The following is a 20,475-nucleotide window of genomic DNA, read 5'->3' as shown; positions in this document are numbered from 1 at the left end:
GCATGGACTTCTCCACCCTGGCCTCGAAACTGCTCGACCGGCTGGAAATGGCCGAGATGCGACTGCTTACCTGGGGATGTGTCGAGGGGGCGCTCACTTCGGAGGAACTTGAGGCGCACGCCCGCGCCATCCTGGAGGAGTCTCACGGGAGTACACCGGTCGCGGCCCTGCCCTCCTCGGAGTGGGAACTGATCGAGGCCCTGCTGAAGCGCAAGGTGCTCTGGTCCGTGCCGCTCCACAAGGGGCGCTACCGCACCCGGATGGCCGAGGCGGTGCGGTTGTTTTCCCGTCTGCGACAGATCCTCCCCCAGCGCAACGGGCCCGACTGGAAAAACGCCCCCACCCTGGTGGCGGATTACCGGCTGCTGGTCCGCCCCCGCGAGTTCCCGCGGCGCAACATCCCCCGCGAGGACGTTCTGGCCCGCGTCCCCTGGCCCTCGCCCATCGCACGCAAGGTGGGCGCGGCGATGCTCACCCGGCCGAACGGAAAGCCCCTGGAACTGGCCAGCTATCAGGTCCGCTCGACGACCCGGATCCTCGACATGCTGGCCACGCGCAATGCAGGTGGAACCGTGGTGGCGGCGGGAACGGGCAGTGGGAAGACCCTGGCGTTCTATCTTCCGGCGTTCGCGGCCATCGCCGACCGGGCCGGCGCCGAGGCTTGGACGAAAAGCATCGCCATCTACCCCCGGAACGAGCTGCTCAAGGATCAGTTCCGCACGGCGCTTGGCAACGCGCTCCGCACCGCCCCTGCCTTACGGGAGGCCGGTAAGGCCCCGGTGTCTCTCGGCGCCCTCTATCAGGACGTGCCAGACCGGGCCCGCTACACCGATGACTGGGTGCGCACGCAAACGAAGCGCGGGCCCGCGCGCCTCTGCCCCTTCGTGAGATGCCCGGAGTGCGGCGAGCAGATGGCCTGGCCCGAGACCCACCGCAAGAAAGGGGAGGAGCGGCTCGTCTGTACGGGGCCCAGTTGCTCGATCGAGATCGGACCGGACATCCTCCGCCTCACCCGGGAGCGGCAGCGGGAGGCCCCCCCGGACATCCTCTTCACATCCACCGAGATCCTCAACCAGCGGCTCGCGGACGCGGACTACTCAACGCTGCTCGGAGTGGGACTCGTCGAGAACCGCAGACCCTTCCTCATCCTGCTCGATGAGGTGCACACCTATGAGGGCCATGCCGGTGCGCACGTGGCGCTTCTGCTACGACGGTGGCGCGCGGCCACACAGGCCCGCCCTCACGTCGTCGGCCTGTCCGCGACCCTCGCGGATGCACCGCGCTTTCTGGCGGAACTCTCCGGCTCGGAGGCGTCCACCACGGTGGAAGTGTCCCCCTCCCCTGGAGAACTGGAGCCGATCGGTACCGAGTACATGCTCGCGCTTCGCGGAGACCCCTCCTCGGGGACGAGTCTGCTCTCAACCTCCATCCAGGCGGTAATGCTCCTACGGCGCGTGCTGGCCCTCAACCGGGACGATCCCGATGCGGGCAAGCGCGTCTTCGCCTTCGCGGACAACCTGGACGTGGTGAACCGGCTGTACTTCAGCACGCTCGACGCGGAGGGGTGGCGGCGCCCGGGAACTCCCCTTTCAAACCGCCCCATCGGCTCGCTCGCCAACTTCCGCTCACCGCACACCCCGGACGCGGACGTGCGGCTGCGCGCGGGCCAGAACTGGAAGCTCGCGACCGACATCGGACACGTGCTCGCGCCCAACAGCCGGGCGACAGTCAGCCGGACCAGTTCCCAGGACACGGGCGTCGACCGGGAGAGCGACATCGTCATCGCCACCGCATCGCTCGAGGTTGGGTTCGACGACCCGGACGTCGGGGGCGTGTTGCAGCATAAGGCGCCAAAGAGCGCGGCCGGATTCCTGCAGCGCAAGGGACGTGCGGGGCGCCGCATCGGAACGCGCCCCTGGACAGTGGTAACACTCTCCGACTTCGGGCGGGACCGCGGTGCCTACCAGGCCTACGAGCGGCTCTTCTCCCCCGTTCTCCCTCCCCGCTTCCTCCCTGTGGGCAACCGCGCAGTTCTGCGGATGCAGGCCACCTACGCCCTCTTCGATTGGCTGGCCAGCAAGGTGTCCGGCCCCCGCCCAGTCTCGCCGTGGCGCGACCTGGCCCGGCCTGCGGGGGACGGGGACAAAGAGAAGACGCATCAGGCCGTGGGCCAGCGCCAGCAACTCTACATGGCGCAGCTCCAGCGCCTCCTGACCGAGCCCGCCGCGCGCGAGGAGTTCAAAGCGTTCCTCCAGGTCCACCTGCGCCTGCCTCTCGTCGAGGCGGAGGCCGTCTTGTGGGAACCGCCCAGGGCCGTCCTCCTGGAGGCGGTCCCAACCCTGTTGCGCCGCCTGGAGACCGACTGGAAGCGGGTGGACGGCTCCGGGCTGGAACTCCACACCCAGTGGGGTCCCCTGCCGGACTTCGTCCAAAAGACGCTCTTCGGGGAACTCCTGGTGCCGGAGGTGGAATTGATCCTCCAACCCAAGCCGCCGCGCCAACCCCGGACCGAGAGCATGCTGATCGCGCACGCGCTCCGGGAGTTCGCGCCGGGGCGTGTGTCCCGCCGCTATGGGGACCGAAGCGCGGAGGACCGGTTCTGGATCGACCCGGGCGCGGGCGCCACCCTGTCCCTGGACATCTTCTGCCCCCCCGCGAACCGCGAATTCATCGGCCACTTCCGCTACCGCGACGGTGCCGGCGTCCAAACCGCAGAGGTCTATCGACCCTACGCGTTGCGCGCCACCCTCCCCCCGCTGGACATTGATTCGGGCTCCAATGCATTCCCCGTCTGGAGCACGGAAATTGTGGTGCCGGTGGACGCGGAAGCAGTGGGGTTGCCCCCTGCCTCCTCCTGGAGCGAACGGCTCAAGGGCGTCGCCTTCCACACCCATGCTATCCGCCGGCAGGTGGAAGTCCGGCGGTTCGTCACGGCCTCCGAGCTCACCACCCTGCGGCGCAGGGTGCGAGAGGAACGGCACGTCAGGCTGACGGTGCATGAAGCCAGCGGCGAGGCGGAGCGTCCCGCCGCCCTGGGATTCGCTGCGGATGTGGATGCCGTGTCGGTCCGTTTCCGCTACCCCCTGGACTTGGTCTCACGTTGCACGGCGAATGCCCGCTTGTTGCGCGCTCTCCGGGTGGCCCGATTCAGGGATGCCGTCCGCGAGGAGCCCATCCTCGACGGGCTCGCGAATTCGTTCCAGAGGGACCCACTCGCCGAGGCTTGGCTGGCGGGTACCACACTGGAGGCACTCCGCCGCGGCGTGCCCCTCGCAGAGGCGAGCGATGCACTCCTCCAAGGGGCCACCAGCGCCAGCCTGCGTGAGATCCTCGACCGCCTCTTTTTGTGGACGGGGACGGATTCCCGGGACGAGGACACAGAGGATGAGGATGAGGAGCCCAGTCCTGACGGCACCGCGATACCAAAACGCCTGGCGGACCTGCATCGGCTGATTGCCATGGCTCCTGTACGAGAGGCGCTCCACCGCGCGACCGGGGCCATGTCGCAGCCTCCCGATGCGGCGTGGGACTCTTGGCTGCGCCGACGTTTCAAGACTTCGCTGGGCGCGGCGTTCCACGAGGCGGCCGCAGACCTCTGCCCGGACATGGATCCCGACTCGCTCGTGGTGGACCTCAATGCCTCTCCCGACGTGGAGCCCTCTGGTGACGAGGACATCTTCTGGCTCACCGAGACCCTCCTGGGAGGCGGCGGCTTCGTCGAGAAATTCCACGAGAAGTTCGCAGCCGATCCCCGCCGCTTCCTTCGCCTGCTCGACTCCCGACTCACGCCCTCGGATGCCGAGTGGGTGGGCACGGAGTTGGAGCGCATCCTTGAGCGACTTGCAGGAGCGGGGGAACGAGACCAAGCGCTCATTCGTGCCGTGGCGGACGTGCGCACCGCCCAAGGCCACATGGCCCTGAACGAAGCGCTCCATGCCCTGCGCACGGCCCTGGCGCACCGGGGCATCTCCCCAACCCCCACCCTGCTGGTGTCAATGAACACGCGCCTGCTGGCACCGGGCACCCGTCCAGAGACGGATGCCTTCCTCTCTGGGGTCTTCGCACGGTGGCGCGCGGATGAGGAGCGGCTCGGCATCGACATCGACTCCCGCCTCGTCGCGCTCCTGTATTCACACGACACGGATGTGGAGGAGGCGCTTCAGGTAACACCGGACGGGGCATCCCCAGGGGCGCGTGCCGCGTGGCGCAGCGCTACTGTCCGGGGAATGGTCTGGGAGCGCGGAGGCCGCCTGCGTGCCGAGACGCTGCGGGTACACAATCCGTTCTCCCGCTCCCCCGAGTGTGATCGTCTAATCGTCCGCACCGCCGTCGGGGATCAGGTCCCCGATGTAAGTCTGGCGGACCCGCAGTGGCTGGAAGTACTCGCCCGGGCGCTGGAAACGAACGGGGCTGCGCACCTCGTCGCCCGGGCGGACCAAGCCCGGGAACTGGCGGCGGCGCTCGCGCACTTAACATGCGAGCGCATCGATCTGGCGGGGCTCTATGTGTACCCGCGACTGGAGGGTGTGAGCCGCGACGCGGAGGATCTCCGTGCGCTCTTAGAAGTCCCAGAGGCCCTGCAATGAGCCAGCGGATAATGCATGAGACGCGGCACTCCCTCCGCAACGCGGCACGAGAGGTGCTTGAGTTCGTCTTCGCCTCGGAGCTGTTGGATCCGAGCGACTGCCTGTGGATGGTCTTCCCCAGGCTCGGCAACGTCCCGCTGCTGGACAACACAACCGGCGCGTTCGCATCCCTATGCGCGGACTTCCCCCGGACGATCATCCCGCTGGCGAGCCTCCTGCGCGAACTCGCCAGCCGGGGGACGCACCTAGTGCTGGTTACGAGCCCAGGGGGCGGCGCGAAGCAACTCGCCAGCGCGCTGGGAGGGCACCTCGGCCCGCTCGCCGGACAACGGATCCGTGCCATCGAACAGGAGCCCATGCCGACCCGGGGCCTCGTGGGCGCCCGCTTCTCCCTGCGTGGCGGCTTGAACCTGCTTGATGACGGTGCCCTCTGGCCGGACCAGCCGGTGACGTTCTCGGTGGAGCTTGGCCACGTCCGGGACCTCCGGATGGATTTCGAAAAGGAGTACGGCGCGTGTCCGTGAGCTTCCTGGACCGTTTCTTCAGTGAGGGGAACCAGCTCCGCTGGAAGGCGCAGGACGGCTCATCCTCATCCCCCAGCGTGCAGAAGGCGCTTGAGCCGTTCATCGCGCTCCTTGAGTCCCGCGCTGAGTTCGCGATCCTCCCTCGCGTCCGCCCCAACGGAGAGACGTTGTATTACGCGCTCTGCCGCACGCCGGCGGCCCACCGCATGGCGCAAGATCTGGTGCGCGCATTCATTGGCCGCAGTCATTCGCGCTTCGGCGAGCGGCCTCTGCCCTTGGACTCCTCCGATCCCATCGAACAAGCGGTGGAAGCGGAGTTCGGCCCCCACTCGTTCGCGCTGGCCATCCCCCCCGACAAGAAGAATGTGGCGCGCGAGCGGTTGATGGCGTTGGTACGGCTGCTCCTCGAGCGGCCGTCACGGCCCGAGCGGGCTCCCCGGGCGACGGGGCGCATCCTGCGGGACTTCGAGTTCGCGCTGCAGGAGCGCAACGGAGATGCGGCGAGAGAAAGCATCGACGAACTGCGCGCGAACCATCGCCTAAGCGCACAGAACCTCGCTTTCCTCGAGATTCGCCGCTCGGTGGCGGTGGGGGACTTTGACGCGGCGCTCGAGCCGGTACGCCTCTCCGAGGTACTCCAGTCTGGGATGCCACGACGTGTCGTTGAGGCACTGCTGGATGCGGTCTACGCCCAGGAACTGGCTCGCTTCGAGCCGGGAGCGCAGGCGGCAGAGGCCACGGAGCATTTCCGCAACAGCCTCCGGCCCAGGTACGAGCCGATCCTGCGCACACGCGCTGGGCTGCGTGGCCACGCGGTGGCGGCCATCTTCCTAATGGACGCAGTTACCTCCACACCTGCCTCGCAGGAGCGGGTGAACGCACTGCTGGAACTCGTCCCGCGCGATGACACGCGGCGCACCTACCTTGAGTCCGTCGCGGCGCTCCTTCACCCGAGCCCGACACAGCCTGCGGCGAAGTCCCTGGAGGAGGCCCTGCGGGCCTACGATGCGGGTGACGTCGACACGGCGTTCGAGCGTGCCTGCGGACTCAGCCCGGGGTTCCAACGAACGCTCCTACTCGTACGCTGTGCACGCGAAATGGAAGTCCTCGAGTCCGTCCGCGTGGCGCTCGAGTCGATCGAGGCTCTCCCCTCAGGAGAGCGGGAACGCTTCCATACGGAGAAGGCACCTGCCCGGGCCGTGGCAGCCCTGCGCGAGATGCTCCTGTCGGCCGTAGACGAGGAGGCCCCGGCGCCGCCCCCGGCCGGAGCGTCAGCGGAGCCCCGGACAGAGGCTGTGGCTCTCGCACCAGAACCCCAGCCACCGCCCCCTGCAGCTCCTGTGTCGTTGCCTCACGGGTGGCTCGAATGGATGGAACGGCTACGCACGGCTCAACCTTGGCCCGGGGCGGTTCGGGCCGCAGAACTGGGTGAGCGCGAGTGGTCCGTGATGGGGTTGGTGGCGGACCCGCCTACGGTGGAAAAGGCGACCACCCTCATCGAGGCGAACCGGGACACCTGGGGGCAACAGGCCTTCCGCGACGCTCTTCCCCACCTCATCGGAGCCCTGGCTGAGGTCCCGATGAACACTGCGGGGGGACGGGCCGCGCTGCGCCCGCTGTTCCACGCCCTGTTCCTCCAGATGGCGACCGATCAGGAACTCTCGCATGTCCAGTGGACGGCGATGGCGCGCATCTTCGGGCTGCTGATGGACATGGGAATGGCGCGTGCGGAGTACGACGAGGCCATGAATTGCTTGGTGGACGGAGTGAGGACCCTCCGTGCGCGGCACCTCGTCGAGCCCGCGCTTGATCTGCTGGAGTTCCACTTGGACACACCAGGTCCGAGCCGGAAGGGCCTGCGCACATTCGCGAACAGTGTCCACAGCCTGCTGGCGGCGCTTCATGGCCGAGTGGCCCCAGAAGTGCGCAGAGCCTTCGTGATGACGTGTGTCGCCCTCGGGTTCGCGGATCTAAAACTGGGGTTGCCAGCCGAAGCGCTCGGGGAGGAGCGCACGGTGGACCTACGCAAGGTCCTCTCTGGCCTGCAAGTGGCGCTCTACTCCCTGCGGCAATCGGCCCTGAACCGCGCGCGAGAGGCGCTGCTCGAAGCCTGCGACAACGTAAAGGTCCAGTGCTTTTCGGACGCCGTAGGAGGCTCGTCCCAGCTCACTGCGGCGGCCCGGAACGCGGACCTGTTCGTGATCGCCACGGCGGCAGCCAAGCACGCCGCAACCACGTACATCGAGTCCACTCGCCCCGCCAACAAGGTCACAGTCCTTGTGCACGCTCAAGGCAGCGCGAGCCTCCTCAAGGCAGTTAGGGACAATGCCGAGAAAGCTCGGGCGAACATCTAACCAAAGCAGAGCGTCAACAACCGGTTAACCGGCTCGAGCCGGAGCTGCGTGGAGATGGCCAACGAACGCTGCGTGGTGAAGCGGAGCGTCTTCCAAGGGTAGTGCGCGAGGGAACATACGGGCAACACAGACAGGCGCCCTGCCCAGAAACGAAAAAAGCCCCCGAATCTTTCGATTCGGAGGCTTCTCTTCGGAGTGCCCAGGGCGGGACTCGAACCCGCAGAACGGGACTACCCAATTCCGAGGCAGGATCGTCTTGACCCGCGATTTTCCTGGGGATTTTGGCCCTTCGCCATCCCGACCCGTACCGCGCCATACCGCCTGATTCCCCCGGGGAGGGGCTATATGGGGGCAACGGAAACTGCCTCCGAGCGGCCCATAAGAAGAGCGCAGCACCCTCCTCCACCTTCGACCGCCGACCCCCTGAATGGTCGCAGCTTTCCCTACGGGAACGTCACGTTGCCCAGCGTGATCACGCGAGGCCCGTCTGCTTCCCATAGTTTGAGCGAGAAGACGCCTTGGGCGGCTGCTGTCGGGGCATCGGCCTCGACCACAACGCGCCCGAACTCTCCCATCGGAATGGGCCCCTGCTGCCACAGACGGAGCACCTTCAACTCCGCCCCGGCCTTGCCTCGAAGCGTTGCCCCCTTCGCGACCCATGCCGGAGCACCCGCCTTCACCGTCAGATTGATTTCCACGGCCACCCCTTTCATGGAGCGGTAGCTCTTGACGGAGATTGCCTCAAGCGCGTTCCCAGCCGCTTGGGTGACGTCCTTCGTCACGACTCGCCCAGTCACACCGTGCTCATCCAGTGCCCTGGAGGAGACGAGACCTGCCAGCCCGCCCGGAGTATCCTGATCGTCCACCAGTCGTGCGATTTCGCCCTGACAGCGCATCAACTCCGCACGTAGATCCCTGGCTTCTTGCTGGTACGTCTCAATCGTCCGCTTTCCGCGATAGACCTCGATGAGGGGTTCCGCCTTGGCTGGATGCACCCGAAGAAGGAGAGAGGTGCTCGCGGGCACGGCTCCATCCCGGAAACGCATGACCAACTGAAACTTCTCGCCAGCCGTCACGCGCGACGAAGGCACCAACCGGAGGGTGGTTTGCCCCACATCCACGAGATCGAACCTGTCTCTTCCTTCCAGCTCGACTGCGTCGCGCGTCAAGTCGGAGTCAAAGACGAGTATTGTCGAAAGCCCGGCGCTGATCGCAATCTCGGGAGCAGAAAGAACATCATCAGGAGTCAGCTCAATGCGACGCGCGCCCGGTGCGGATGCTTCCGGCTGAGCGACCGATGCCCCACTCGTAAGGAGGAGCCCTAGGAATACGACGAAGGAAGGAGAAGACACTCGGCGATGACTCCCAGACAATCCTGCTACTCGAACTCACTCACCGCCTTCACGCGAGCTGTAGTGAAGATACGGGCACTAGAGGAAGAGTCGTCTCCAGGCTCTCGGGCCATGCCGCGCTCTCCCTCCTCCGCAAAGACCTCCATGCACACGGGAAAGCTGTCGCCCTTCGGCGTCGTCGCCCACGTCAGGCGCCCATACACGCGCTCCCGTACAAGGAGCCGGCCAGACAGTACCGTGTTGCTCGGCATGTCCCCCCAAGGGCCCGCCAGGATCAATTGCGTCGGCCCTTCCCGCACCGAGATGACCTTCGGCCGGGCAACGACGAAGACCGCGTCGTTCTTATCCCCTATGTCGATCTCCAACTTCTCCATGGCCTTGACGGATCCAACCGGGCACGGCTCGGGAGGAGGCACCGGACGCACCTGCGGTCCAGGGCATGCGAGGGCAGTGCAGGCCGCCGCCGTGCTCACCGCACGGGCCATGACGCTCATGCCCTTCTTCGTGGGCTTCGACGGGAGTTGAAGGGGCGGGGAGTCAATCGTCTGCGTCGTCACGGTGGCTGAAACCTCCTGGAGCGTCGCGGGGAGAGCGACGGCCGCAGCGATGGCCTCGGGCCCGGTGGGAGCTGCGGCCAAACCAGCTTGAGGCGACTTGCCAGAGGGCGCTACTTCCTGACGGGTGGGCTCGGGACGCGAAACGCGCGGCGTCCACCGCGCCAGCACCGCGCCCATGACAAAGAGCACCACGGTCAGCGCCAGCACCGCCCAGGCACGCGGAGGACGGGCCAGCCGCGGCAACACGCGCACGGTCGTCACTTGAGGCGGTGCTTCGGCCACTGCGTCCGGATCTACATTGTCGCGCGGAGCCGGCCTCTTCTCCGGCGCCGCACGCTTGCCCCGGCGAGGCCGATGCCGTGGCCGATGGCGCCACTTCTCGAAGCTGTCTCCATCCCCTTCCGTCGTCGCGGAGCCTTCGTCGTAGGCCTCGCACAGCGGCACATCCCAGGTCGGATCGGCGCCGCGCAGCGCCTCTTCCAGCGACGCGCAAACGGCCTGGGCGCTCGACGTCCGCGCCTCGGGCGTCTTCTCCAAGAGCCGCATACACACGGCGCTCAGCGCCGAAGGTACGCGCTCATTCACCTCGTGGGGCGGCGTGGGCGCGCTGGAGAGAATGGCCTCCGTCAACGTGTTCGCATCCGGGCCATCGAAGGGGAAGCGTGCCGTCAGCAGCCGGTAGAAGACGAGGCCCAGCGCCCACAAGTCGTCCGAAGGGCCGGCCGTGAAGCGGGCATCCGGCACGTCGCGGTGACTGCGCAGGAAGCGCCACGCCTCCGGAGAGCGGTAGTCCGGCGTCCCTGGCGGCAGGATGTCCTGTGTCAGGGAGCGCGCGCCCTCGTAGTCGCCGATGCCGAAGTCCACGAGCTTGGCCAGGCCGTCGGCGGTGCGCACCATGACGTTGGCCTCCTTCACGTCCCGGTGCACCACCCCGTCCGCATGTGCAGCCGCGAGCGCTCGCGCCACGTCCAGCGCCACGCGCGCCGCCTGCCGCCCGGTGGGGTTCTCCTCATCGGCCCACGTGTCCAACTGGCGCCCGGCGACGTACTCCATCGCGATGACGGCGAACTGAGGCTCCGCCACCGGCCAGTAGCCATGGCCCAGAATCCCCACCACGTTGGGATGGCGCAGGCGGGTGAGGATGGAGACTTCGCGCTCCGCTCGCTCCCCCACCCGCTTCAGGTGCAGCAGCTTCAGCGCGCACGACTGGCCCTCACACCGCGCGAGGTACACCGTGCCGAAGCCGCCCTGCCCCAGTTGCCGCTCCACCGTGTAGCCCAGCACCTGAGACCCAGGCGCCCAGATGGCGGGCGGCGGCCTCATGGCGTCCTACTTTCGGGGTTGCTGGCCACTCGCATGCGACGTCCTCCCTACGGCGTGCGCACGCTACCAGAGGCGCGAGAACCCCGGGAATCCCTCCTCGCGGGCGGGGCCCTCTATGAACCCCCAGCATCTATTCATTTTCACCCGACCTCCAGCATTCACCCTTGGCATGCCATGCGCTACCCTCGCGCCATGCCAGCCCCGTCCCCGCTGCCCGCCGTTTCCCAGCCACTCGCCAGTACCATCGGAAACGCGGCGCGGGCCGCTCGCACCCGGCTGGGCCTCACCCAGGCCGAAGTTGCACTTCGAGTGGGGCTCGCCGCCGCCGTCTACAGCCGCATGGAGCGAGGCCGGATCCTTCCCAGCGTCTCCACCCTCCAGCGGCTGTGCGCCGCGCTGGGCGCCTCTCCAGACGAGCTGATGGGCCACGGGCGATCCGCCCTTGCCCTCAGCGACGTCCCTGCGCGGCACCAACTCCTCCTTCGCGTGCGCTACCTGAAGGAGTCTCAGGTGCGCGCCCTCCTTCAGCTCCTCCCCGAGCCTCGGTAGTGAGGCCCGGGCGCAGGCTTCTCGGTTACGCTCGGTGCCCTCCATGAACGAAGAACTGGGCATCACCATTGGCACCGCGGCACGCGCCGCCCGCGAGCACCTGGGACTGACGCAGGCTGAAGTCGCTGAGCGAATCGGGTTGGTGCACGCCGTCTACAGCCGGCTGGAGCGCGGAAAGATGCTGCCAAGCGTCCCCTCTCTCTACCGACTCTGCGGGGAACTGCGGGTGTCACCCGAAACGTTGCTGGGCTTGGGGCCGCCAGCCGGAGGGAAGAAGGGCCAGCGGACACAGGACGAGGAGGAGCCCAAGCTGCGTCGCCTCCTTCACCTCGCACGCAAGCTGGAGGCGGAGGACCTGGACGCCCTCCTCCACGTCGCCTCCGCCCTGGCGCGTTGAGGCGCTACTTCTTCACCAGCGCCTTCAGCTCGTGCTCCTCCAAGCCCTCTTGGAAGAAGCCGCCCTCGCCGAACTCCACCGTGTCTCGAAGGACGCTGCCTTCGGCAAGCACCTGGGCCCATTCGGAAGCGGCCTCCTGGCGCCCGTAGCCCGGGTGTCGCCGCGCCAGGGCCACGCGCAGGACGTCGCGCATGTCCGCCGCCGTGGCGAAGCGCTCCTCCGGATTGGCGCGAAGGGCCGCGTGCAGCAACTGCTTCACGTCGGGCGAAAGCTTCCCCACCGCCGCTTCGACGTCCGCTGGGCTGAAGCTCGCGAGCAGCGCCCGCATTTGCGTCAGCGGCAAGGAGGGAAGGAATTCCGAGTGGAGAGTGCTCATCCCCTCGGGTTGCTGGGGGATGTCCTGCACGTCGAAGGGGTGCTTGCCGGTGAAGAGTTCCACCAGCAGCACGCCTAGACTGAAGACGTCGGAGCGCGGCGTGAGCGGCAGCCGCTCCAGGTACTCGGGCGAGGCATAGGCCACGTCGCCCCGGACGAGGCTCGCGGGCGACTCCTCTCGCCCAATCACCAGCGAGTAGGCCGCGCCGAAGTTCACCAGCTTCACCTCGCCATGCGTCCCCACGTACACATGCCGGGGGTTGACGTCACGGTGGATGATGCCCAGTCCCTTGCCGTCCTCGTCCGTCAGCGTGTGCGCGTGATGCAGCGCCTCGGCGATCTCCGCGCCGACGTAAAGGGCGAAGGCTTCGGAGACAGGCTTGCCGCGCGCCACGCCCGCGCTCACCAGCGTCTCCAGTGAGGGGCCGTCCACGTACTCCATGACGACGTGCAGCGCATCCTGGTGCACCTTGCGGTGGAACACCTGGGCAATGGCGGGATGGCGGAGGCGGAAGGCCAGTTGAATCTCCTCCCCCAGTCGCGTGCGGCGCATGAAGGTGGAGGGATTGACCAGCCGCCGCACGAAGCAGTGCCCGGGAAGCGCGTCGCCCCGCCCCGAGAAGCGCCGGGCGAGCATCAGCAGCTCCCCTGTCTGCATCAGCACCAGTTCGCGGATCGCCTCGAAGCGAACCCCGTCGATGGTGAAGAGGGAGCAGGGCCGCTCGGGCGTGGGCGGGAGGGCTGCCCTCCGGCGCGGCGACTCCCGGGTGCTCACCAGGTCATCGGTGGTGGACGTGGACATGACTCCTCGGGGGCAAGGGGGACGGCGCGACGGCGCCACCCGAGGAGTCTGAACGCAACGAACCTTAAAAGTCCATACCGACGGGACTTAAAAGGTCATCAGCGGAGCACTCGCGCCGCCGCGAAGCCCACCCCGGCCCCGAGCGCCACGGCCAGCAGCACGGCCACAACGGGAACGGGGCGGGGCTGTTGGCGTAGTACCTCGTTCTCCGCCTGGAGGCGGCGCAACTCGCGGGCCGTGAGGATGCAGCGCTCCGTGGACAGCCAGCAGCCCGCGGACACCGCCACCGTGCGCCCGTCCTGAAGCGTCACGGTGGCGCGGGCCACGTCCAGCACCTCGCCTTCGGCACGCGCCGGCCCCGCCATCATCAGGGCCAGCGCCAGCACCAGGGGCCTCACCGCCCGTCGCCCGGACGCAGGGCATCCAGCGCGGCCACCGCCGCCGCCTTGCCGGCAATCTCCCCGGCCGCCGCCTCCCCGGCCTTCTCGGCGGCCTCCACCTGGGCGTCACCGAAGACGAGCGTCTTCATGACGGTGAAGCCACCGGCCGCGCCGAGGCCAATGGAGAGTGCCTTCAGAAGCAGCGCCACGGTGAAGCCCTCACCCGCGATCAGCGCGTTGGACACCGCGCCAGCCACGGCCACCAGTACCGCGAGCACCGCCCCTGCCCGCGCCGTGCGCAGCAGCGGCCACCACGCGCCCGCGAAGCGCCGCAGGACGTAGACGAGGCCGACGACGGCCAGGGACGCGACGAGGGCCCAGTTCCGGGCCGTCACCGCATCGAGGACGAGGCGGGCGAAGGACTCGACGTTGCCCGGGTCGGGCGACGTGGCCACCTGCGCGAAGGCGATGGAGGGGAAGACGAGGCAAAGGGAGAGGACGGCGAGACGTCGCAGCATGGACATGCCTTTCGTGGGTGACGCGCGGCGAAGGCCGCACGGGAAGTCAGAAGCCGAGCCGCGCCAGCGAAGCGGCGAGGGCTGGGTGCATGGCGCGCCACTCGGGCATCGAGCGCACCGTGTCGAGGAAGCGCCACACGGCGGCGAGCCGCTGCGCATCCGTGCTGTCCACTGGCTCCGAGAGGTAGAGGCCGCGCACGGGCTCCAACTGGCTGCCGCTCACGAGGCCCGGCCATTGGCAGTGCGGCGCGTCGCCGAAGGAACCGCCCCAGACGAGGCCCGCGCGCCGCGTCTCCTCACCCAGAATGGCGTAGGCCGGCCCGTCCCAGCGCGGTTGTAGTCCGGGGCGCGTCACGTCGGCATCTCGGCAGAAGTCATTGGCCAGGCCGTAGTTGTGCGCTGAGAGGCCCTCCGGGGCCGCGCGTCCGCCCTGCCCTCGCAGGTAGCGCGCGTGGAGCGCGCCCTGCTCCGCGAAGGTGGCGAAGCCGCGCGTGGCGACGTAGTCCGCGCCTCGCGTGCGGCAGCGGGCGATGACTTCGCCCATCACCGCCTGGAAAGGCGGGTAGAGGAGCTTCAAGTCGAGGCGGGAGAAGAGGTCCGGGTTGGGAATCATCCCCCACTGAATGGGGGCGGGTTTTGACGGGTGGCGTGCGTGCTACTGCTCCGCGCGGAAGCGCACCGTGTCGAAGCCCACCCAGCCTGTCCCTGCGGACACGCTGTAAACCTGGAGGGCTCCGTCCGGCTGCAACTGGGCCAGACCCAGTCCGTGACTCGTCGGCACCGTGAAGATGCGAGCGCTACTGGGACGGGAGCCGCTCGGGAAGCGATAGGCCGTCACGTAGCCCACCGTGCCGGGCCGCAGGAGGCCCCGCATGGACACCTCGTTGTCGCTGTTCCGGTAGTAGCCCAAGGGCCAGCTTGGGTCCCACGCCGTCCAGCCATTCTCCAGGTCGCTGATTTGCCCAGTGCGGATGGCCGTCCAGGGCTCCACAAGACCGCCAATGCGCTCCAGCCGCACCGAATCGACGTACACCCACGGGGCCCCCTGCGTGACGTTGGCCACGAGGCGCACCTGCACGTAGCGCGTGCCAGCGGGCGCGTTGTGAAAGCCCGTGAGTCGCTCCCAGCTATTCGCGGCCATCACGCGCGTCGTGGTGGCCATACCCAAGACGTTGAAGGCGCCGTCGTACCAGACGAGTTGGACGGACAGGGCCGTGCCCAGTTGCGTCGCCTTCGTCAACGCGTCCACGCTGTACCTGTCGCCCGGCCGCGCAATCATCGCCTGCGAGTCGAGGCGCGTGCCGTTAGCCACGAGCCGAATCGCGCGTGCCCCCGTGTATGCGTCGGCCGTCACCTGGGCATGCGCGCCCCAGAGTCCCGTCCCCATCGTCCATGCGTCTGGGGGCAGTTCCTCGAAGGAGTGCGCCTCGAAGTCCGGGTTGGGAGGCGACTCGCCGAAGGCCACGCCGGGCTGCAGCGTGGCGGGCGTCACGTAGCCCGTGGTGACGGACACCTCCGAGGAAGGCGCGCCCAGGTTGCCCTTCGCGTCGCGTCCCACCACGCGGCAGTAGTACGTGGCACCCGGGCGCAACTCGGAGAGCGGGACGCGCGTCGTCTTCCCTCGCGACTGGAAGGTCTCCTGCGAGGGCAGGAAGCCGGGCGTCCGCGAGGCGTGCACCTCGTATTCGTCCCACGCGGGGCCGGAGACGGCGGGCGTCCACGTCACCACGAAGCCATTGACGGTCGGCGTCGCCCTCACCTGCTGCGGCGCCGCGGGGCCGGTAAACGGGGCGCTGGGGGCGATGCCCGGCCGGCTGTCTCTCTCCAACCACTCGCGCACCGAGGTGGAGGGCTGGCCGCGCAGCACCAGTTGCATGCGCGCCGTGCCGTCCGTGGCGCACTGGTGCTCCAGTTCCTGCACCGCGAGCCGCTGCGGCATGTCCAGGCGGACGCCATCCGGCTGCACGAGCACCAGGTCCGCAAGTTCCAAACCCGGGTGCGGATCCACCGTCAGCGTCACGGTGAGGGGCGACACGGAGAGGTCCGCGATGGCGGCATCCGCCAGCCGTTGCGCCTCCGCCGCAGTGTTGATGTTGCTGGAGGCGTCTTCCATCACCTGCATCCAGCGGCGGCCCACCTGGGAGCGGGCCGTGGGGTTGCTGGCCGTCACCTTCTTGCGCTTCGGCACGCCCGAGGCGTCGAGGTCGTACCTGTCGCTATAGATGACCTCCACGTCTGTGCGGATGTCCGCCAACTGGCGCGTCACGCTATCGAGGCTGCCGTACTCGTCCGGGCCATAGCTCCAGTCCACCTCCACCTGGAGTCTGTCCGGAGCAGCCAGGGTGAGCGCGTAGCCGCTCACGGAGGACTGCCAGCGCATGCGGCAGTCCCATCCAATCTGCTGCGCCAGGGCGCGCGCCGCGTCCAGCACCGGCTCCACCTGCTGCACGTACCGACCGCGCTGGGACATCGGATCCACGGGGGTCATCAGACCAAAGGAGGCCATGCCGTTGTCGTTGAGTAGCGCCTGGATGATGGACTGCACGGCCACGCCCGCCGTGTCGTTGCCATACTCGCGCTCGACTTCGATGGTGGTGTCCTGAAGCAAACCGCCCAGGTCGCGCCCCGCGATTCGCAGCTCCTCGGGCCCGGCGTCCGCCTCATCAATGCGGCCTCGGAAGACCTCGAAGTAGTCCTCCGCTTTCGGCACGGTGGCCAGCGGCGCCAGGCCCAGCTCCACACGGAAGTAGGTGCCCTCCACGAGCAACGGCGCGAAGCTGCCGGCAGCGGACGTGTTAACGAGGGAGTGCACCACCAGCGGAGACAGGGAGAGGCGCTGGCCAGCGGATCCGCTGCGCAGCAGGGACACCTCGGCTTCCGCGACGGGTGCGTCCAGCTTCTCGTTGACGCGCACGCCCAGCACCCAGTCGAATCCCAGAAGGGTTTGCAGGTTGCGCCACGCCCCTGCCCCGTCGCGCACCCAGACGCGCGGATGGGTGGAGTAGCCGGAAGGACTGCCCAGCAGGGCGGCCTGGAAGGATGTCAACGGACGCATGCGTCAGCGCTCCTGCAACTCGAAGTCGAACTCCTGCCCCAGGACGAGGACGCCGCCCTCCCACCACTGCACGGCGCGGCCTGTCCCAATCCTCCCCAGCACGGGCAGCGGCTCGTAGAGGGCGGCACCTGAAGCCCGGTGGTACGGGTACGGCGCGCCGAAGGGCTCCCCAGCGACGTACCAGGGCGACACCCAGGCAGCGGGCACCACCCACGGCAGCACCACCAGCTCATCCACCAGCAGCTCCTCCCCAGCAGGGTTGCGCAACGTCACCGCGCCTTGGGGAAGGGTCGCCAGCCCCTCCGTGACGAGGAAGCCATCCGCGTGGGGGCTTGTCCCTGGAATACCGTTGACGCTGAGCCCCACGCCCGCGCGGTGGATGTGGTGCCGCCACCGGTCCTTCGTCCCTTCGCGCTTCCACCAGTAGGCCACCGTCCACTTCGCCCCGAGGCCCGTGGGGAACGTGACGCTCGCCCCAGAGTCGATGCGCATGCATCCGCCGAAGCGGCCCGCCGATTCCACCGCCCACACGTTCCCCGAGGTGGCGCTCGGCGAGAGGAAGGCGTGGCTGCGAAGCCCCTCCTCGAAGTTCCACACCTGGCCCTCGCCCTTGAGGAGCCCGCGGTACGCGCGAGCCTCCTCCTGGGTGAGCGGGCCCGTGTTGCCCGCCAGGGTGAAGACTTCGCGCCGCTCGCTGCTGCGAAGCCACCCGGAGAAGGCGCGGCGGTGCTCGCCCAGCAACGTCGGCGTGTACGTGAGGCCTCGCTCCGCTGAGACGGGCAAGGGGATGCCAGAAAGGGACAGGGCAGAAGACATGGGAGGTGGCCTCAGAAAGCGGAGAAGCGAGTCGCGAGACGCACGCGGCTACCGACAGTGCGCACGCCCGCGCGTTGCTGGCGCAGCGACTCGTCCCGACGCGTCGCCTCGATGGCGGCGTCGATGTCGTAGCCGGTGATGTTGTAGGTGACGGGCGCGGCCATGGCGGAGACGTTGCCCGTCTCCGGCGCACGCACCCGTCCACTTCCGTCCAGGCCGGGCGGCAGCAACCTCGCCAGCCACCCCGGCACTTCGGGCGTCGCGGGCAGTTGGCCCTGGATGAGTTGCTGGAGATGGGGAGGGAACATGCCCAGCAGCCACTCCGGCACAGCCCCCGTGGCGGGCGCCTCCTCCGGCTCATCCGGCGCCCCGGCGTCGGGCTTCCCGGGCGTGGGCTTCGGCTTGGGCGGCACGGTGGGGCCGTCCTGCGTGTCCTCCGACTCGAAGCGACGCAGCGCCACCTTCCACGCGGACGGCACATTGGTAAGGGCCGCCGTGGCGCGCGCCACGGCCTCCGTGTGCTCGTCTACCTGGGCTGTTTCCTCGGCGCGCGCCTTCGCGGAGTCCCACGTCGCGTCCTCCAGCACCTGGAGGGACTCGCCCATGCTGTCCGTGTCCACCTTCAGCTTGTTGAGCGAGCGCGCGAGGCTCTTCAGCCCGTCGAAGCCCGTCCACTCGACGAGGGAGGAGATGGCCCGGATGACGGTCTGCACCGCGCCGACGACGGCATTCCACACCGAGCCAATGGCCTTCGCGACGGTGAGGATGACGGCGCCCACGAACTTCAAGACGGTGAAGAGGCCCTTCATGACGGGCCCGCCCAGCATGCTGAGCGGCGCCATAATCAGCATGAAGACCTTGGCCACGATCTCGAAGAGAGGCGCCAGGCCCTTGACGATGTCGCCCAGCAGCATGAGCGGCGGAACCAGGGGCTCGATGGCCTCACCAAGCATCTCGAAGACGGGCGTTAGGACGGACAGGAAGCCGTCGATGATGACCGTGATGGCGGCCAGCAGGGGCTGAAGCGGCTCCAGCAACGTGCCCAGCGAATCGGCCACCATCTGGATGATGACGTTGACGGACTCGATGACGCCCCTGAAGCCCTCGGACTGCATGAGCAGCTCGCCCACCACGGCGATGATGGCGCCGTAGATGCCGCCCGACTGCATGCCCTGGACGGCGGCGTTGATGAGGTCGCCTAACTGGCCCAGGCCGCCAAGGAACCTGTCCACCAGCGCCGAGCGCGCGGACTCCATGGCCTGCTCCGCTGCGGCGGCGAGGCCTTCCGCCTCCAGGCGCATCTCGTGGAAGGCAGCGGCCCCAGCGGCTTCGTCCGCACGCACGCGGGCCAGGTACTCCCGGCGCGACTCCTCGTTGGCCTGGGCCTGGAGTTTCGTCATGGCGGCGAGTTCCGCCGCCTCCTGCTTCTGGGCGGCCTCCAGGGCAGCCTTGTCCGTGGGCTTGCGGATCCGCGCCTTGCCCTGAGCGCCGCCACCGCCCATCAGCTTCGCCAGCAGGGCCTGAATCTGCGACGTGACGCCCTCCAGGTTGAGGGCCCGGGCGAGGTCCACCCCCAGCTTCTTCGCGCCTGCCGCGCTGGTGCGCAGGCCGTAGGCGACGCTCTCCTCCAGTTCGCGCCCTGCCCCGGCTACAGCGTCCCCCACCGCCGCCGCCGTCTGCCGCGCGCCGTCCCAAAGCACCTGGGCGCCCTGCCCCAACGTGTCCAGCAGCTCCCGGCCCGTGAGGGTGGATACCTGCTGGAAGGTAGCCGCCAGTTCCGGGAAGCCCGCCTGACGTGCCACGGGCTCCAGGAGGCGGGAGACGCCACGCACCAGCGACGCGACGCCGTCCAGGACGGACAGGGCGGCCTGCTTCACGAAGTCTCCCAGCGCCACGAAGGCACGAGAGAAGCCGTCCGCGATGCGGCTCGCCCACTTCGCCAGTTGCTCGCCAATGCTCCGGAAGAAGTCAGCCAGGCCCGTGCTGCTGTCTTCCCAGGCGGCGTAGACGCTGCCCGCCAGCAGCACCAGGGCGGCCACGGCGGCGGCCACCGCCGCGAGCGGCACCAGCAAGCCTCCAGCGGACAGGGCCATGCGTCCCAGGCTTCCAGTGACGGACGGCGTGCTCGCCACCACGCCGCCCAGGGAGGCCGTCACCTTGTCCACGGAGGCCGCAAGGGAAGCCAGGGCCACGGACTTGTTGAGGGCGCCCAGCATCTTCACCAGCAGCCCAGCGCCGCCCGCGACGGCCTCCACCACTCCCGCCACCTTGCCCAGCATCCCGACGGCGAGGCCCGCTCCAGCCACCCACACCAGCATGTTGGAGGCGGCGGCCTTCACGTCGAGGGAGAGGGACTGGAAGCTCGCCACCACGCGCTCAACACCGTCCGCGACGTGCTGCACCACCGGCAGGAAGGCGTCGCCGATGTCCGCCGCCAGCGTGTAGAGGAGCGCGGTTATCCGCTCCGTCTCCCGCGCCATGTCCGCGTTGGACGTGGCCGCCGCCGCGACGGCGCCGGCAATTCCCGCCGACACCGCCGCGCCGATTTCACCCAGGCCCTTCGACTTCTCCTTCACCTGCTTGGCGGACTTCTCGACGGCCTCCACCACCTTGCCGAGGTTGGACAGGGCTTCGCCCACGGAGGCCGTCACAGCCACATACAAGTCGCCGACTCGGAGTCCTCCGCCCATGCCTCACCTCTTGGGACGCTTCCTGAAAACGGTTGTCGTTGTCTGCGGACCAGCAGCGACGGCGGGCCCGAGCGTCCGGGCGCCGCGCGTCTCGTCGGCCTCCAGTGCGCAGAGCGCCAGGAGGTGGACGACGTCCTCCCAATTCCAGCCACGCACCGCTTCGGGCGACTGGCCTGTCAGCTTCACCACCCCGTGCA

General features: G+C 68.6%; 14 protein-coding genes. 5 read left to right on the top strand and 9 right to left on the bottom strand.

Going from position 1 to position 20,475, the window contains the following annotated elements; genetic code table 11:
* The first annotated feature begins 2 nt into the window (after nucleotides 1–2).
* Genes dpdJ through dpdD form a run of 3 tightly spaced genes read left to right on the top strand, consistent with a single transcriptional unit; the run spans nucleotide 3 to nucleotide 7,464 of the window.
* Nucleotides 3–4,586 (top strand): protein DpdJ, encoded by a 4,584-nt coding sequence (dpdJ, locus tag OV208_RS30210; protein WP_267577386.1) that lies wholly within the window; start codon nucleotides 3–5, stop codon nucleotides 4,584–4,586.
* Entirely contained in the window at nucleotides 4,583–5,110 is a 528-nt protein-coding gene (locus OV208_RS30205) for a hypothetical protein (RefSeq protein ID WP_267577385.1), read from the top strand. The genes dpdJ and OV208_RS30205 overlap by 4 nt, the downstream gene beginning before the upstream one ends.
* Nucleotides 5,107–7,464, top strand: a complete 2,358-nt coding sequence (dpdD, locus tag OV208_RS30200; RefSeq protein ID WP_267577384.1) for a protein DpdD — start codon at nucleotides 5,107–5,109, stop codon at nucleotides 7,462–7,464. Before OV208_RS30205 ends, dpdD begins: the two co-directional genes overlap by 4 nt.
* A 443-nt stretch (nucleotides 7,465–7,907) precedes the next feature.
* Here the strand turns inward: dpdD and OV208_RS30195 are convergent, their stop codons facing one another.
* Both OV208_RS30195 and OV208_RS30190 read right to left on the bottom strand, forming a co-directional pair.
* A complete protein-coding gene (locus OV208_RS30195) occupies nucleotides 7,908–8,816 on the bottom strand; it encodes a DUF2381 family protein (RefSeq protein WP_267577383.1) in 909 nt (302 codons plus the stop codon).
* A 26-nt stretch (nucleotides 8,817–8,842) separates the two neighbouring features.
* On the bottom strand, nucleotides 8,843–10,696 hold the full coding sequence (locus OV208_RS30190; protein WP_267577382.1) for a serine/threonine-protein kinase: 1,854 nt from the start codon (nucleotides 10,694–10,696) through the stop codon (nucleotides 8,843–8,845).
* Nucleotides 10,697–10,870: 174 nt separating this feature from the next.
* Here OV208_RS30190 and OV208_RS30185 point away from each other — a divergent pair, with 174 nt between their 5' ends.
* The gene (locus tag OV208_RS30185) at nucleotides 10,871–11,245 is read left to right on the top strand and encodes a helix-turn-helix domain-containing protein (RefSeq protein ID WP_267577381.1); all 375 of its coding nucleotides are present in this window, start codon (nucleotides 10,871–10,873) and stop codon (nucleotides 11,243–11,245) included.
* A 43-nt stretch (nucleotides 11,246–11,288) separates the two neighbouring features.
* Nucleotides 11,289–11,642: a helix-turn-helix domain-containing protein gene (locus tag OV208_RS30180; protein WP_267577380.1), complete on the top strand. Its 354-nt coding sequence runs from the start codon at nucleotides 11,289–11,291 to the stop codon at nucleotides 11,640–11,642.
* Nucleotides 11,643–11,646: 4 nt separating this feature from the next.
* Here OV208_RS30180 and OV208_RS30175 read toward each other — a convergent pair whose 3' ends face one another.
* From OV208_RS30175 to OV208_RS30145, 7 genes are all read right to left on the bottom strand, one after another.
* The gene (locus OV208_RS30175) at nucleotides 11,647–12,819 is read right to left on the bottom strand and encodes a serine/threonine protein kinase (protein WP_267577379.1); all 1,173 of its coding nucleotides are present in this window, start codon (nucleotides 12,817–12,819) and stop codon (nucleotides 11,647–11,649) included.
* Between the two features lie 98 nt (nucleotides 12,820–12,917).
* Complete coding sequence (locus OV208_RS30170; RefSeq protein WP_267577378.1) at nucleotides 12,918–13,217, bottom strand: hypothetical protein; 300 nt, start codon at nucleotides 13,215–13,217, stop codon at nucleotides 12,918–12,920.
* The gene (locus OV208_RS30165) at nucleotides 13,214–13,717 is read right to left on the bottom strand and encodes a hypothetical protein (protein WP_267577377.1); all 504 of its coding nucleotides are present in this window, start codon (nucleotides 13,715–13,717) and stop codon (nucleotides 13,214–13,216) included. The genes OV208_RS30170 and OV208_RS30165 overlap by 4 nt, the downstream gene beginning before the upstream one ends.
* A gap of 46 nt (nucleotides 13,718–13,763) precedes the next feature.
* Nucleotides 13,764–14,330, bottom strand: a complete 567-nt coding sequence (locus OV208_RS30160; RefSeq protein WP_267577375.1) for a M15 family metallopeptidase — start codon at nucleotides 14,328–14,330, stop codon at nucleotides 13,764–13,766.
* Nucleotides 14,331–14,372: 42 nt separating this feature from the next.
* On the bottom strand, nucleotides 14,373–16,772 hold the full coding sequence (locus OV208_RS30155; protein ID WP_267577373.1) for a fibronectin type III domain-containing protein: 2,400 nt from the start codon (nucleotides 16,770–16,772) through the stop codon (nucleotides 14,373–14,375).
* Between the two features lie 3 nt (nucleotides 16,773–16,775).
* Complete coding sequence (locus OV208_RS30150) at nucleotides 16,776–17,588, bottom strand: hypothetical protein (RefSeq protein ID WP_267577371.1); 813 nt, start codon at nucleotides 17,586–17,588, stop codon at nucleotides 16,776–16,778.
* A gap of 11 nt (nucleotides 17,589–17,599) precedes the next feature.
* On the bottom strand, nucleotides 17,600–20,278 hold the full coding sequence (locus OV208_RS30145) for a hypothetical protein (protein ID WP_267577369.1): 2,679 nt from the start codon (nucleotides 20,276–20,278) through the stop codon (nucleotides 17,600–17,602).
* Nucleotides 20,279–20,475: the final 197 nt, after the last annotated feature.

This window comes from Corallococcus sp. bb12-1 (genome assembly GCF_026626765.1).
GTDB lineage: Bacteria > Myxococcota > Myxococcia > Myxococcales > Myxococcaceae > Corallococcus > Corallococcus terminator.
The sequence above is the reverse complement of the archived record's forward strand: the minus strand, read 5'-3'. Positions and strand labels throughout refer to the sequence as shown.